This is a genomic window from Burkholderia sp. PAMC 26561 (assembly GCF_001557535.2).
Lineage (GTDB): Bacteria > Pseudomonadota > Gammaproteobacteria > Burkholderiales > Burkholderiaceae > Caballeronia.
In genome coordinates this window covers 164,945-178,741 of record NZ_CP014309.1, presented here as the reverse complement: position 1 = coordinate 178,741, position 13,797 = coordinate 164,945, and the positions used below count along the sequence as shown (strand labels likewise).

General features: G+C 56.9%; 13 protein-coding genes. 7 read left to right on the top strand and 6 right to left on the bottom strand.

Translation table 11 applies throughout. From position 1 onward, the window contains the following. Nucleotides 1-227: 227 nt before the first annotated feature. On the top strand, nucleotides 228-425 hold the full coding sequence (locus AXG89_RS27595) for a hypothetical protein (RefSeq protein ID WP_062173821.1): 198 nt from the start codon (nucleotides 228-230) through the stop codon (nucleotides 423-425). Nucleotides 426-541: 116 nt separating this feature from the next. On the opposite strand, the gene AXG89_RS27590 is transcribed toward AXG89_RS27595, so the two are convergent. The 6 genes from AXG89_RS27590 to sdhC form a co-directional block, all read right to left on the bottom strand. Continuing rightward, nucleotides 542-1,762, bottom strand: coding sequence for an ATP-binding protein (locus tag AXG89_RS27590; RefSeq protein ID WP_069638445.1), 1,221 nt, complete (start codon nucleotides 1,760-1,762; stop codon nucleotides 542-544). A gap of 1,313 nt (nucleotides 1,763-3,075) precedes the next feature. Then, the gene (locus AXG89_RS27580; RefSeq protein ID WP_056362818.1) at nucleotides 3,076-3,348 is read right to left on the bottom strand and encodes an FAD assembly factor SdhE; all 273 of its coding nucleotides are present in this window, start codon (nucleotides 3,346-3,348) and stop codon (nucleotides 3,076-3,078) included. A gap of 13 nt (nucleotides 3,349-3,361) precedes the next feature. After that, nucleotides 3,362-4,066 carry a succinate dehydrogenase iron-sulfur subunit gene (locus AXG89_RS27575; protein ID WP_031362534.1) on the bottom strand — a complete coding sequence of 235 codons (705 nt, stop codon included), beginning with the start codon at nucleotides 4,064-4,066 and terminating at the stop codon, nucleotides 3,362-3,364. 15 nt (nucleotides 4,067-4,081) lie between these two features. Then, nucleotides 4,082-5,860, bottom strand: coding sequence for a succinate dehydrogenase flavoprotein subunit (gene sdhA, locus AXG89_RS27570; RefSeq protein WP_062173823.1), 1,779 nt, complete (start codon nucleotides 5,858-5,860; stop codon nucleotides 4,082-4,084). A 3-nt stretch (nucleotides 5,861-5,863) separates the two neighbouring features. Further along, a complete protein-coding gene (sdhD, locus tag AXG89_RS27565; RefSeq protein WP_062002455.1) occupies nucleotides 5,864-6,238 on the bottom strand; it encodes a succinate dehydrogenase, hydrophobic membrane anchor protein in 375 nt (124 codons plus the stop codon). Between the two features lie 2 nt (nucleotides 6,239-6,240). Next, entirely contained in the window at nucleotides 6,241-6,651 is a 411-nt protein-coding gene (gene sdhC, locus AXG89_RS27560) for a succinate dehydrogenase, cytochrome b556 subunit (RefSeq protein WP_060818444.1), read from the bottom strand. Between the two features lie 147 nt (nucleotides 6,652-6,798). On the opposite strand from sdhC, the gene AXG89_RS27555 reads away from it, so the two are divergent. The 6 genes from AXG89_RS27555 to tnpB (AXG89_RS27520) all read left to right on the top strand — a co-directional run bounded on the left by AXG89_RS27555 (nucleotide 6,799) and on the right by tnpB (AXG89_RS27520) (nucleotide 13,767). Then, entirely contained in the window at nucleotides 6,799-7,686 is an 888-nt protein-coding gene (locus tag AXG89_RS27555; RefSeq protein ID WP_062173826.1) for a LysR family transcriptional regulator, read from the top strand. Between the two features lie 2,489 nt (nucleotides 7,687-10,175). Next, the gene (tnpA, locus tag AXG89_RS27545; RefSeq protein ID WP_062173830.1) at nucleotides 10,176-10,604 is read left to right on the top strand and encodes an IS66 family insertion sequence element accessory protein TnpA; all 429 of its coding nucleotides are present in this window, start codon (nucleotides 10,176-10,178) and stop codon (nucleotides 10,602-10,604) included. Next, nucleotides 10,580-10,930, top strand: a complete 351-nt coding sequence (tnpB, locus tag AXG89_RS27540; protein WP_062173832.1) for an IS66 family insertion sequence element accessory protein TnpB — start codon at nucleotides 10,580-10,582, stop codon at nucleotides 10,928-10,930. The genes tnpA and tnpB (AXG89_RS27540) overlap by 25 nt, the downstream gene beginning before the upstream one ends. Before the next feature lie 121 nt (nucleotides 10,931-11,051). Continuing rightward, nucleotides 11,052-12,650: an IS66 family transposase gene (tnpC, locus tag AXG89_RS27535; protein WP_062173834.1), complete on the top strand. Its 1,599-nt coding sequence runs from the start codon at nucleotides 11,052-11,054 to the stop codon at nucleotides 12,648-12,650. A gap of 284 nt (nucleotides 12,651-12,934) precedes the next feature. Beyond that, nucleotides 12,935-13,438: a transposase gene (locus AXG89_RS27525; protein ID WP_062173836.1), complete on the top strand. Its 504-nt coding sequence runs from the start codon at nucleotides 12,935-12,937 to the stop codon at nucleotides 13,436-13,438. Continuing rightward, nucleotides 13,414-13,767, top strand: coding sequence for an IS66 family insertion sequence element accessory protein TnpB (gene tnpB / locus AXG89_RS27520; protein WP_062173838.1), 354 nt, complete (start codon nucleotides 13,414-13,416; stop codon nucleotides 13,765-13,767). Before AXG89_RS27525 ends, tnpB (AXG89_RS27520) begins: the two co-directional genes overlap by 25 nt. Nucleotides 13,768-13,797: the final 30 nt, after the last annotated feature.

Here is a 13,797-nt window from a genome sequence, read left to right as displayed (position 1 = left end):
GGAAACTCTAACAGCCCGCACGGTTCCATTTGCTGTCACATTTTGGCAGTTCCAGTGAACGTAATCGGTGTGCGACCGATGCTCGAATGTTCAAACACGCCGTCAAGTGAACGTCGCGTTCAGGCCGAGCCCGGTCCGCCGTTGAACTAGCGGAGTGGTTCGCCGTCGTCCGGCCGAATGTTTGGGGGCAACTCTGGTACTGCGCCCAGACCGATCTCGCACAAAGCATGGACCAGCTTCGCGTGGTCGGCGAAGTCTGGGCAGAAAAACAATATGGCACGGCCCTCGCAATAATCGAGTCATTGTCATTACGCGAGACAATACGGCGTGATCCGCGCGCCCCGGCCTTCGATCGCTTCTTCTCGGCACTGTTCGATATCTATACAAGCGGTGGCAGACGCGGCACCAACCTGCTCGGTGGCTGAGTATTGATCGCTCGGCCCAAATCAGCTGGCGTTGCCGACCATCGCCGACGGCGACAACAGCTCCCGGTAACTCTTGTTTTCATGCTGGCGCGCTGTCTTCCCGTGGTCGATCCACGCTACTGCTGTCCGCGTTTTGAGCCTCGCTTACGCGCTGGCGTCGCGATATCGATCCCCATCGCTGACGCCAAGCCGCGCGATTCTCGCCACGCCGTCTTGACGAACGGATCGGTTGCATCGTACTTCCCGTTGCCTACAGCCATAACCAAATTCTCGTCAGTGAGCGACAGAAGCGCGTTCTGCACCGCGCTCTGGGACACCAGAGTGCCGACCTCGGCGGCGAGGACTTTGTTCGCCTCAGCCGAGTAAAGGCCACCAGCCGGAGCATCGCTCTGGCAGATGCGGTTGAAAACCGCGATCGCGAGATCCCCTAGCCCTTCGACCCGCGTAATCTCAAGATCGGCGGCGGACTGACGCAGCGCCTGCACAATGATGGGGAGTTGCGTATCCGGTCCCAAGTCCGACGGGCTATCTCGAAGCGACACTAGAGCCTTGAGCAACTCCTCGGGCCGGCTGCCGAGTTGCTGAAACGCGTTGAGCGCAGCTGCGAGGGACGGTGACCGCGCGCCCAGTTGCTCGTGCGTCTGAGCCAGTACGTGGGCTACGTAGTCCTCGCCGAGCAGCGGGAATGGCTGCGACACGGCGCCTTGAAACGCCTGATTCCCGCGGATGACCATCTCTTGCACCTGCGCGCGATGCGAGCCCGTTCCAATGATGTACAACCGCCCCGGCATTTTAGGGCTTAGGTTCACTGCGTCGCGAGCGGCCTTCAACGCAAGCAGCAGTTCGTTCCCAGTCGCGCTACCGAGCGCATGCTGGATCTCGTCAATGATCAACACGACATTCGCGTGGGTTCTCTCAACGATTTCCGTGAACACTTTCGCCAAGGTCGGGCCGGACATCTTCCCGATCTGATCCAACTTGAAGCCGAATTTGAAGCCTGCAGCGCCCATGTCGATCGACGAAACGCGTTTGAGATGCCGCAAGACGCGCTCAAACAGATCGGAAGCAGGCGTTTGGAGTTCTCCCACCGTTTGTTGGACCGCCATCGTCACCAGGTCCGCCGGATTTGCGAGCGCCTGGCTCCACAGGTCAGCGTACACAACAATCGCACCCTTCTTCTGTAGAGCGGGGATCAGGTCTTGGCGCACAAAGGTGGTCTTCCCGATACGACGCGGGCCGGAAAGGAACACGCCGGCCTGAAGCTGCGTATCAAGGCCGCGCGGATGGAGAATCTGCTGCGCCATCTCGTCGGCAAGTTGGGTGCGATGGTATGCCATGACCCGCTTATCCCAAATTATTTATCTGAAATAATTATCCATCTCAAATAATTTTTAGTAAAGCAGTAATTTGTCTGATTAAATAAGATTGGGCAGGCAACGCATGATTAGATTGACCAGCGTCCGCGTGTTCGCGACATTTGGCACTCGGCTCACCAGCCGTTCCATCAGTAATTTTCGGCCACGTGACGCGCTCAAGGAGAGATTGGAAATTCAGGTGTCCACGGTGGCGCTAATAAAGTACGGTGCGGTTCAGCACTTTTCCTTAACCACTACCTGTCTGGAGCAGCATGGTCATCTGAACACTTCCCGCTCGCTCGCTTGGCGTTTCGCGCAAAGGACCAATTTCTGCAATCGATCGCTGCGCGTTCAGGTATTGGCCTTGCACTGATTCCCCACTACATTGGACGCAGCGATCCGGCGTTAAGAATCTGCGATCTGGGATCATGCCCACCGAGCAGAGATGTGTATCAAGTAACCCGCCGCCGTGATAGGAACGACGCTACTATCCGGCTTGTCGCCGAGGAGATAGTCGGGATATTTGAGCAGGCCCGCGACCTGTTTCTTTGAAAATCTGCGGTCGTATAGAGGTTTCCGAGTTTAATTTGGTCATCGGCAGTTCGAACTGCAACTGACGCCCATTAAGGGTAGCTACTCCAACGCGCTTTAATGAACATCGCCACAGCAACGGCAAGACACGAGCACGATGCGTGCGGTAGCGCCGTCGCCATTGAGTTAGAGGTAAGAATCACACCCGCATGTTTGGTCCCGGGGGACTGACGCGCGTAAGCGCAAGTGCGGATGTTAAGCTAACCAAGCGCACATTAGGTGTCTTGTATGCCCCTCAGTTGTTCATCGTCAGATGCACGCCCAATCCGAGGGGAAACGTTGAAATGCCACTGTGTTCAATAGTGTCATCGTTGCTCACGACGTTAAATAAAACTTAGAGACGTCCGGGAATCTGAGTTAAAAGTCAGCAAGCAGCCTAGGACGGGCACCGAACACTTCCCGCGGAGTTCGATGCTTCGGTGGTTATTTCGCCATCCTGATGAGGAACGGGTAACGAATTTCCTATTTGGCCGGATTAATATGTCCGCAAATGGGACGGAAACGATGGACCGCCATCGACTCATCCCACGCTTAGCTTTCGGCTGCGTGACCCTTGCATTGCGTCTGGGAAGTCACTTCAACGAAAGTCATCGATTGCCGACACTCAGTCACTGATCAGTGTTCGGTCGCGCGATATACTCAATCGAAGTATGGAAACAGGTTTTCGATAATTCGCACGACAATTGCACAACCGCGTGACTGGCTCAGGCTGAGCGCAGCATCTCCAGCACGCGAGTCATATCCGGCGAGGCCAGTTCGCCATCCGGTTCCTTGCGTGCCAGCAGCAAGTCCATCAGGTCGTTGTCGCTCAGTTCCAGCAGTTGCGTCAGCACGCCGACGTCCGTGTCACTGAGGTCATGCTCATATCGGCTGAAAAAACGTTCGAAGATCAGATCGTTTTCCAGCAGACCGCGCCGCGCCCGCCACCTAAGGCGTGCACGACGTAGAGGGTCGGACTGATGCCCGGAGTCATTCATGACACAGTCCCTATCAGACAGCGCGGCGCACCATCAATTCCTTGATCTTGCCGATTGCCTTCGTGGGGTTCAGTCCCTTCGGGCACACATCCACGCAATTCATGATCGTGTGGCAACGGAACAGACGGTACGGATCTTCCAGGTTGTCCAGACGTTCACCCGTCGCTTCGTCGCGGCTGTCCGCAATGAAACGATAGGCTTGCAGCAAGCCCGCCGGACCCACGAACTTGTCCGGGTTCCACCAAAAGCTCGGGCACGAGGTGGAGCAGCTGGCGCACAGAATGCACTCGTACAAGCCATCAAGCTCGTCGCGTTCTTCGGGCGTCTGCAGACGCTCCTTTTCCGGCGGCGGCGTGTCGTTGATCAGGTACGGCTTGATCGAATGATACTGGTTGAAGAATTGCGTGAAGTCGCAAATCAGGTCACGCACGACCGGCAGACCTGGCAGCGGGCGCAGCACGATCTTCTGCGGCAGGTCGTTCATGTTCTGCAGGCAGGCCAAGCCGTTCTTGCCGTTGATGTTCATGGCGTCCGAACCGCACACGCCTTCGCGGCACGAACGGCGGAACGACAGGGTTTCATCGACAGATTTCAGCTTCAGCAGCGCGTCCAGCAACATGCGCTCGTGCGAGTCGATTTCGATCTCGTACGTCTGCATGCGGGGCGCCGCATCCTTGTCCGGATCGTAGCGGTAGATTTCAAAAGTACGCTTTGCCATTTCGATTCCTTTGCCTTAGAAGGTCCGCGCTTTGGGCGGCACCGATTCGACCGTCAGCGGCGTCATGTGCACCGGCTTGTAGTCGAGCTTGTCGCCTTCGCTGAACCACAGCGTGTGCTTCATCCAGTTGTCGTCGTCGCGCGTTTCGAAGTTGCTGTGCGCATGCGCACCGCGGCTTTCCTTGCGCGCTTCCGCTGAAATCATGGTGGCGCGCGCCACTTCGATCAGGTTCGCGAGTTCGAGCGCTTCGACCTTCGCCGTGTTGAAGACCTTCGACTTGTCCTTCAGATGCACGTGCTTCACGCGCTCGGACAGTTCCTTGATCTTGCCCACGCCTTCTTCCAGCAACGCGGACGTGCGGAACACACCAGCATGTGCCTGCATGGTCGCGCGGATATCGTTCGCGATGGCCTGCGTGTAATCGCCCGACGACGAGTTTTCCAGCACGGCGAGGCGTTCAAGCGCTGCGTCGGCTGCATCGGCCGGAAGGGGTTTGTGCTCCTTCATTTCCTTCGCGTGCTTGATGATGTGGTTGCCGGCCGCACGGCCAAACACCACGAGGTCGAGCAGCGAATTCGTGCCGAGACGGTTCGCGCCGTGCACCGACACACACGAGCATTCGCCGACAGCGTAGAAGCCGTTGACCGGTTCTTCGTAGCCGCCCTTGAGCGTTCCGACCACCTGGCCGTGAATGTTCGTCGGAATGCCGCCCATCTGGTAATGGATGGTCGGTACAACCGGAATCGGTTCCTTGATGCAATCGACGTTCGCGAACTTCATCGCGATTTCGCGGATCGACGGGAGACGCTTCATGATGGTCTCGGCGCCGATGTGCGAAAGGTCAAGCAACACGTGATCCTTGTTCGGACCCACGCCGCGGCCTTCCTTGATTTCCTGGTCCATCGAACGCGATACGAAGTCACGCGGCGCCAGGTCCTTCAAAGTCGGTGCATAGCGCTCCATGAAGCGTTCGCCGTCCGAGTTGCGCAGGATGCCGCCTTCGCCGCGCACGCCTTCGGTGATCAGCACGCCCGCGCCGGCCACGCCGGTCGGATGGAATTGCCAGAATTCCATGTCCTGCAAGGCGATGCCCGAACGCGCGGCCATGCCGAGTCCGTCGCCGGTATTGATGAACGCATTGGTCGATGCCGCGAAGATCCGGCCCGCGCCGCCCGTTGCGAACAACGTGGTCTTGCCTTCGAGGATGTGGACGTCGCCCGTTTCCATTTCCAGCGCGGTCACGCCGAGCACGTCGCCGTCGGCGTCGCGGATCAGGTCCAGCGCCATCCATTCAACGAAGAAGTGCGTCTTGGCCGCGACGTTCTGCTGATACAGCGTGTGCAGCAACGCATGGCCGGTACGGTCGGCCGCGGCGCATGCGCGCTGAACCGGCTTCTCGCCGTAGTTGGCCGTGTGGCCGCCGAACGGACGCTGGTAGATCGTGCCGTCGGCGTTGCGGTCGAACGGCATGCCCATGTGTTCAAGTTCGTAGACAGCACCGGGGGCTTCGCGGCACATGAATTCGATCGCATCCTGGTCGCCGAGCCAGTCGGAGCCCTTGATGGTGTCGTAGAAGTGATAGTGCCAGTTGTCTTCGCTCATGTTGCCAAGCGACGCGCCAATCCCGCCTTGCGCGGCCACGGTATGCGAACGCGTGGGGAATACCTTGGACAGCACCGCGACCGACAAACCCGCACGAGCGAGTTGCAGCGAAGCGCGCATGCCGGAACCACCTGCACCCACGATCACGACGTCGAAACGGCGACGCGGCAGGGACGTTTTAATTGCAGCCATTCTTTACACTCTCCAGAGAATCTGTGCCGCGTAGCCGATACAACCGACCAGCCAGAGGATCGTCGCCACTTGCAGGAGCAGACGCAAGCCGACCGGCTTCACGTAGTCCATCCAGATGTCCCGAATGCCGACCCACGCGTGATAGAAGAGCGAGAGCAGGGCTACGAAGGTTGCAAGCTTCATCCATTGCATGGCGAAGATCGACGCCCAGCCGTCATACGAAAAATCGCGTGCACCGAAAAACCAGAACAGCAGCACCAGCGTGTACAAAGCCATGACAACGGCGGTAATGCGCTGCGCGAGCCAGTCACGCAGACCGTAATGCGCGCCCACTACAAGGCGCTTGGGACCGATTCGGTTGTTGTTATTCGCGGCCATTGTCAGAAGGCTCCGAAGAGTTTAAGCGCAACGACGATTGTCAGCAGGGTCGACACCGTCAGTACCACGATGGACGTCTGCTTGCCGCCTTCCTTGCTTACTGCACGGTGCGTATCGAGAAGGAGGAAACGGATGCCGGCGCAGAAGTGGAACAGGAAGGACCACGACAGCACGAGCACGACGAGCTTGACGAGAGGATTGGCGAGAAAGCCCTTGAATGCATCGAAACTGATTTCCGATGTCAGGCTTTGGTCCAGCAGATAAAGCAGAAACGGTAGCGCTACGAATAGAAGCAGACCACTGATGCGGTGCAGAATCGAAACCTTTCCCGCTAGCGGCAAGCGGTAGGTTGCGAGCTGAGCAAGTCCGATGTTCCGGTACTCAGGCCTTGGTTTTTTTACAGCTTCAGCCATGCTAGACCCCCTTACTTGGACGAGACTGATCTATTAACCTCATCGCAGTGCGTGCTCAAATGAGTGGCAACAACCCATAGTGTCGCAACGGTGATATTCTGTCCAATATCTATCATGTCTTCCTGAAATACCTTAAAAAGATATCGCATGGAACTACGTCACATTCGGTATTTTTTGGCAGTTGCTGAAGAGAGCAATGTCACGCGTGCGGCCGAGCGGCTGGGCATCGGTCAGCCGCCACTTAGCACACAAATTCATGCTCTAGAGAAGGAGATTGGAACGAGGCTATTTCGCCGCACCGGGCATGGCGTGGTTTTGACCGACGCTGGCAACGCTTTTGCGACCGATGCGAAAAGGCTTCTACAAGACGCACGGCACGCTGTTGAGAAAGCGCAGAGCGCAGCTCGTGGAGAACTGGGACAACTTAACATTGGGTTCACAGGCTCGGCTGCCTTTAACCCAGTCGTATCGAAGTTAATTCAAACCTATCGACAGTCATTCCCAGGCGTCAAGCTAACTCTCGCGGAGGGCAACACCGCCCAGCTTCTTGACCTTCTGCACGACGGCAGCGTCGATGTTGCTTTCGTCCGTTTGGGAGGCGAGTCACCAACCGGCGTTCAGTTAGATCATATTGCTACCGAAGCTATGAGGGTAGTTATTCCGAGCACACATCCACTAGCTAAAAAACGGCGGGTGGCGCTCTCGGACCTTTCGCAAGAGCCATTTGTTTTACTCCCGCGGGTAGTTAGTCCGACACTGCATGATGTCATCTTGGACGCGTGTCGTAACGCAGGGTTTGTTCCGCGCGAGGGGCAGCAGGCCCCACAATTGTCATCCGTAGTAAACCTCGTTGCGGCAGGATTCGGGGTCTCATTAGTACCTTCGTCTGTTTGTCAGATCCGAATTGATGGTATTGCATACGCCGATGTGCTTCCGCCAAACGTATCGATTCGCCTCGCATTGGCTTCACGTTCAGACGATAGCGACGTTAAAACAAATAACTTCGTCGCGATCGCCCGTGGGTCATCCGGCTGACGAAACCTGGTCTGACTCCTTTCTCCCGACGCGAGTGTTTCGGAGCTTTTGATGTCGACAGATATTGGCGGGTCATGTTCAATGTGTCCCAGACGTGCATAGATGAACGGGCCACAGCATTGGCTTTCGCCGGCTTTATTATTGTTGGAAAGGAAGCGACTGTGCGAGTGGGAGCGCCAATCCCTTGCGCTAATCGCGACCCTTATGCCGCGCTCGGCGATAAAACGAATTAGGCGGCTTGACTCTCTCGTGCGATTCGTAAGACGACCGAGAGCCAGACCAACCAAGACGATTCAAAAGTTGAGATCAAAGATCGGCTACTGGTCTTCAGTAACGACGAAGGACGCCCGATCCTTGCCTGTGATGCGATGGGGTTCTCGTCCCAGGCCACTCCAGAACGCACCCGAATCTGGGTCATGATAGGAAGGGCCACTGTCAACGCGTCCCTTCCGTGTTTTATTTGTCGAAAACAAACCATCCACCTTGAATCGGCCCCGGCAATTTTTGCTTCGATCTCGGTAAGTGCTGATGCCGCAGCCACGTCAAGGGCCGCGGCTATCTGGTAATCGAGCTCTAACGCCCGAGCCAACAATTCTTTGTAGTTCGAAGCCGTTCCTCTCTTTCTCTAAGATCGATTTCCGTACGGTAGCTACTCATGCAGACTCAGGGCTATAGCGAGTGCTGAACTGCACGTGCCGAGCCGGATATATCATCCCCAACGCCTGCGATCGTATTACAGCCTGTCAAGGTAAGAAAAGCACCCAAGACCGATACAATTGCCAGAAGACGTCCGAATTTTCTCATTATCAAAACTCCATTGCGGCTTCCGGCCGCAGTACGGGGCGCGCGTGCGCCATATTTCCGGTATCCAAATGCAACATAAACTCCGCGGAGCATGCAACGACCTTCCGCGCGGATCCACTCAAAAGGCTACCTTCGTTACCCATTTTTTCGCCTTAATTGCCATTTTACATACGGTATAGGTCCCATCTTAAATTTCGCCGGCGCCAACAATAATTGGCCTTTGCATCCACCGGTGATATTGCCAATGGCGCCGCTGTTTTGGTGGTATCGGCGCACGATTGCTGGCGACAGGTGGTTGCGCAACGCCATGTAAAGGTCTCGATCGCCACGATGGTGTGCTTAACGCAAATTTGCAATGTTCTGACGTTCGCAAATGGCTGACGCTGACGCCGGTCATGCAACGACCGGCGAAGCGAAAATTCGATGGCTACTGTCAAACGTCGCCTCACCGATGTTTCCTCCTGGACCTCGCAACCAAATTTCGTGAGCTATTTATCAGCCCATCGATTTGTTCTAAAGGTGCGAGGGCGCAAATAGCTGAGCCGCTTTCGCCGAAATTTTTATGGCTTCACGCGGACGACACCACTTGCGTTTGTAAAAGTCGGCCCCATGTGATTTTTCCAAACATCCGGAGGTGTTATGCGCGTTACGAAGGTCTTGATTTTTTCACTCCTGACATGCTTAGGAGTTGCCCAAGCCAATGCCGCGGGTTGCCTTAAAGGCGCGGCCGTCGGGGGTGTGGGGGGCCACTTTGTCGGCAGCGGTCATGCGGTGCTCGGCGCAGCCGGTGGCTGTATAGTGGGCCACCACATGGCTAGCAAAAAAGCAAAAGAAGATGCGCAAGCCAAGGCGCAAGCCCAGCAGCAGACTCAGGCGCCGCAGCAACAGAGCCAGTCTAGTCCCCAGTAGCTGCTTCCGTGCTAAGTCCTGGTCGCCACAAGGCGCCAGGCAAGTTACAACCGATGCTGCACAAGCGAAGGCGCTCGGGCACTTATGTAAGCTGAGTAGCTTGCAACGTCCACAGCAGTATGTGTGGTTGTGTCCCACGGACTTTGGATAGCCCCGAGCGTGGCATAAGCACAAAAGTCGACCGGTTTGCGATGCAGAAGACAGCGAGGTCCGCTTCGAAGCGAAACGTCAATGTACTCCCAACGCAACGATCACCGAACTTACTATTGCAGCGCCGTCTGCTGAACACTCGAGTTCAAGATCCACCCCGTTGGGCAGGTAAGCAGTCGGCCGTGCCGCTTGTGCCGACGGTCGCGGCACGCAGGATGATTCTGCACTGGTAGCCCGCTGTGATGCCGGCAAGCCCACAATGACGACCGGTGTCGCCGCATAGCCCGCAACGGCTGACTTGCGATTATCACAGCTTGGAACAACGTGTTTCCAGCGAACGGCTAACGCGACTTTTCAATGCGTGGTGCTCAATGGTGATGGGACCACCTACTGGCACGCGTGTGTGGCTGGCCGCGGGCTTCACCGACATGCGTGAAGGCTTAATAAGCCTCACAGCGAAAGCGCAAGCCGTTCTCGAGCGTAATCCGTTCAGGTCATGCGTAGAACCACGTCTTGATCTGCGCGCCCAATTCATGTGGTAGTACCGTAAGCGGTCCGTTGTCAGCGTCTAGCGGAAGCGCCTCACAGTGGCGACCATATGTCCACGTAAATCAACGTGGACATCTATGACTGACATCACCTCAGAGTTGAAAGCGCGGCTTATTGTAGGCCGCAAGCAGGACGGTCGATGCGTGTACGACCCGAAAGCCAAGCGAGAACTGATCGAGGCCTGCAAGGTGCCGGGCGTGTCCGTCGCACGTCTCGCGCTGGACCACGGATTAAACGCAAACTTGTTGCGTACGTGGGTTACGGCTGATAAAAAACGGCAGGCGAGCACCGGGATCGTGCCGGTGGCTAAGCCCTTGAACCCGGCGGCAGCGGCTTTCATACCCGTGATTCCAACTCAGGCCCAGCCAAAGGAGACTGCACCTCGCTTGGAGGTTCGATTTCCCAACGGCATCAAGGTTGAATTCGATGATGCCCGAGACGATCAGTTGCTGTCACTACTAACCACGCTGAGTACCTTGCCATGTTTCGATTCGACGAAGACTTGAAGGTCTTCCTTCACCGCGACGCCATCGACGGTCGTAAAGGGATTAACGGGTTGGTTGCATTGGTCGAGCAAGCATTGAAACTCGACCCGTTCGCGCCCGCCGTTTATGCCTTTACCAACAAGCGGCGCGACCGTGTAAAGCTCATCCTGTGGAACCGAACGGGCTTCTGGCTATTGATCAAACGGTTAGAGGCAGACCGCTTTGCATGGCCCCGCGAGGCGGCAGTTCTTGAGCTGACGGTGGAACAGTTGCACTGGCTGCTCGACGGTGTCGACCTGGCGGCCATGAAGAAGCATTCGGCCCGTCACTACATGCGCGCGAGCTAGCCGCGCTCACGCGCACGACCGGTGCATCTCGTTCATTGTCTGTCCCATCCACGAGACGCCGGTCAGATGTTTAGAAATTCCCGTAAACCTACGGAGGCTCGCGATTGGCTATTGTTACGCCATGGCCCGCGACATTCACAAACCCCACTCGATCACCGCCGAAGAGCTCGCCGCGCTCATCGCTGAGCGTGATGCGGCGCTTGCCGATAGCCGAGCGTTGCGCGGCGAACTACGGGTGACCAAGGTCGAACGCGACCTTCTCAAGGAACAACTCAAAGCGTTCCAGCGCCAGTTGTTCGGCGCCAAGAGCGAAGCACGTAGTGCTGAGCAGCGGGACCTGTTTCTGAACGAAGCCGAAGCGCTTGCCCCCACCGCAGCGACGGCGCCGGCACAGTCTGACGAAGCTGAAACTGAGGTCGCGGGTCATAAACGTAAGAAGCCCGGTCGAAAGCCGCTCGATCCTGCTCTGCCGCGTGAAGTGATTCGCTACGAATTGCCCGAATCAGAACGTACCTGCCCAAACGACGGCACGACGTTGATCGAGATCGGCGTCGAAGTCAGCGAGCAGCTTGACATCGTTCCACAGCAAGTACGGGTGATTCGTCACGAGCGCGTGAAGTACGCGTGCGCAGAGTGTGACCAGGGAATCTTGGTTACGCCGGCGCGTTTGCGCATCATCTCGAAGGGTTTGTTCACCGAAGCGGCGCTGGCCTGGTTCGTGGTGTCGAAATTCATGGATGGGTTGCCGCTGTACCGCATTGCGGCGCTGCTCAAACGCTTTGGCGGTGACATCTCGCGCAATACGCTTGCGGCCAGTGTCGTGCGCCTGGGCGAGGCGGTGCAGCCCATCATCAATTTATTGCGGGTTCCCTTACTCGACAGCGAGATTGTGTTCGCTGACGAGACCACCGTGCAAGTGCTCAAGGAGCCTGGGCGAGCGGCGCAAACCAAGAGCTATATGTGGTGCCAAATCAACGGCAGCGGGCGACCCGTGCGGCTCTTCGGATATGCACCCGGGCGTGGCACGCAACACGGGTCAAACCTATGGGCAGGCATGCGCCACGGCGCCGTGCTGATGAGCGACGGGTACGAACCATACAACGCGATCGCGCAAACCCATGGCGCCGTGCATTTAGGTTGCTGGGTTCACGCGAGGCGTTACTTCGTGAAAGCGGAAGACGGGTTACCCAAAGAGGCGCGTGGTGTACATCAGCCGTCCACGCAATTCATCCATCTCATTGCCAAGCTCTATGCGGCGGAGTCGCACGCGCATAAGAAGTCCAACTGGCGAGCGCGCTTACGTCGGCGCTACAGTCGTGCAGTGCTCACGGAAATCAAGAGACTCCTTGACCACCATCTCGATACGACTGCGCCGAGCGGAAAATTAGGCGAAGCCCTGAGGTATCTTGCCGGTCAGTGGCCAAAACTGATTCGCTATGTGGAAAACGAAGCGTGGCCCATTGATAACAATCCAGCTGAGAATTCGATTCGTCCATTTGTAGTCGGACGCCGAGCATGGTTATTCGCTGACTCTGTGGGTGGGGCTAAAGCGAGCGCGAACCTGTACTCGCTTGTCCAAACGTGTGTCGCAAATCGTGTCGACGCTTATCGATATCTGGTCGACCTATTTACGGCGCTGCCCTATGCCAAGACCGCCGACGACTACGAGGCCTTGTTGCCTTGGAACCTCGGCAAACCCGAAAGGGATGCCTCGGCATAATCTATTCCAGTCCGAGGTGTGTCCTTCACCGACCGCTTACGTAGTACCGGCCCGGCGCCGAAGTCAACCTGTGCGGCCCCCGCTGGCGCAAACTCAAGGATCGTTGTGGCCGGCACGCCGCGTTCGGCCCTCAGGCCCAGCAGGATACGGCGCATCGCCGAGAAGCTGGCGGTGTAGCCATGGTTGCGTTTCAGCGGTATGCGATCCATCAGTAGCGTCCTTGTGTAGAAATCGTTGCACTCTGATGCTAGGTGTCCACGTGGACACTTAGAGGATTTGCACCGATGACAGAAGAAAATGACTTGCGAAGCCGTTTAGTGATTGGCCAAAAGCGCGATGGCCGACGCGAATACGATGACGAAGCGCGGGATGAACTTATCCGTCTGTGTCTGAAGCGAGGCGTATCGATTGCCCGAACAGCCATGGAACATGATATCAACCCGAATCTGTTGCGCACCTGGGTTACGCAGTATCGGCAGCGGCAAGCCGCCACAGAATCGGTTGCTAAAGTCTCCGAGGTATCGGACGAAGTGATGATCGACATTGCGGTGCCTGCCGCGCTAACGATGTCGTACAACGATCACGCTGCGCCATTTGTTGCGGTCGCCCATGCGGCGACGCCACCATCGGCTGCGCCACCCCCGATGACGATGTCTCTGGCGCTGCATGTGCGTCTATCGAACGGCGTCGAACTTGAGCTGGGCAGCTCGATCGCGACCATCGACGAACTGACGACCGTAGTGCAGATCCTGGGGAGGTTGCCGTGTTCAGGTTCGACGAAAAGCTGAAGGTTTACTTGCACCGGGATCCTGTCGATTTCCGCTACGGTATGAACAGCCTGTCAATCCTCGTTGAGCAGTCCATGCAATTGAACCCGATGGACTCCTCTCTTTACATCTTCGGGAATCGGCGTCGTGACCGCATCAAGATTCTCTTCTGGGATGGCAGCGGTTTCTGGCTAATGATCAAACGATTGGAGACGAGCCACTTCATCTGGCCGGACAACAAGGCCGAGGTCGTGACGATGACAAGCGACGTCCTGCATGCGCTGCTCGACGGCGATGACATTACGACGATCCGGCGACATACAAAGCGAGAATATCTCCGCGTTAGCTGAACGCGCCCTTGGCATATTAGTCCAAGCAGT

Excerpts from the sequence above, each read along its gene's own strand:
- AXG89_RS27595 (WP_062173821.1), top strand. The coding sequence starts at position 228 with ATGGACCAGCTTCGCGTGGTCGGCGAAGTCTGGGCAGAAAAACAATAT.
- AXG89_RS27590 (WP_069638445.1), bottom strand. The coding sequence starts at position 1,762 with ATGGCATACCATCGCACCCAACTTGCCGACGAGATGGCGCAGCAGATT.
- AXG89_RS27580 (WP_056362818.1), bottom strand. The coding sequence starts at position 3,348 with ATGAATGACTCCGGGCATCAGTCCGACCCTCTACGTCGTGCACGCCTT.
- AXG89_RS27575 (WP_031362534.1), bottom strand. The coding sequence starts at position 4,066 with ATGGCAAAGCGTACTTTTGAAATCTACCGCTACGATCCGGACAAGGAT.
- sdhA (WP_062173823.1), bottom strand. The coding sequence starts at position 5,860 with ATGGCTGCAATTAAAACGTCCCTGCCGCGTCGCCGTTTCGACGTCGTG.
- sdhD (WP_062002455.1), bottom strand. The coding sequence starts at position 6,238 with ATGGCCGCGAATAACAACAACCGAATCGGTCCCAAGCGCCTTGTAGTG.
- sdhC (WP_060818444.1), bottom strand. The coding sequence starts at position 6,651 with ATGGCTGAAGCTGTAAAAAAACCAAGGCCTGAGTACCGGAACATCGGA.
- AXG89_RS27555 (WP_062173826.1), top strand. The coding sequence starts at position 6,799 with ATGGAACTACGTCACATTCGGTATTTTTTGGCAGTTGCTGAAGAGAGC.
- tnpA (WP_062173830.1), top strand. The coding sequence starts at position 10,176 with ATGACTGACATCACCTCAGAGTTGAAAGCGCGGCTTATTGTAGGCCGC.
- tnpB (WP_062173832.1), top strand. The coding sequence starts at position 10,580 with ATGTTTCGATTCGACGAAGACTTGAAGGTCTTCCTTCACCGCGACGCC.
- tnpC (WP_062173834.1), top strand. The coding sequence starts at position 11,052 with ATGGCCCGCGACATTCACAAACCCCACTCGATCACCGCCGAAGAGCTC.
- AXG89_RS27525 (WP_062173836.1), top strand. The coding sequence starts at position 12,935 with ATGACAGAAGAAAATGACTTGCGAAGCCGTTTAGTGATTGGCCAAAAG.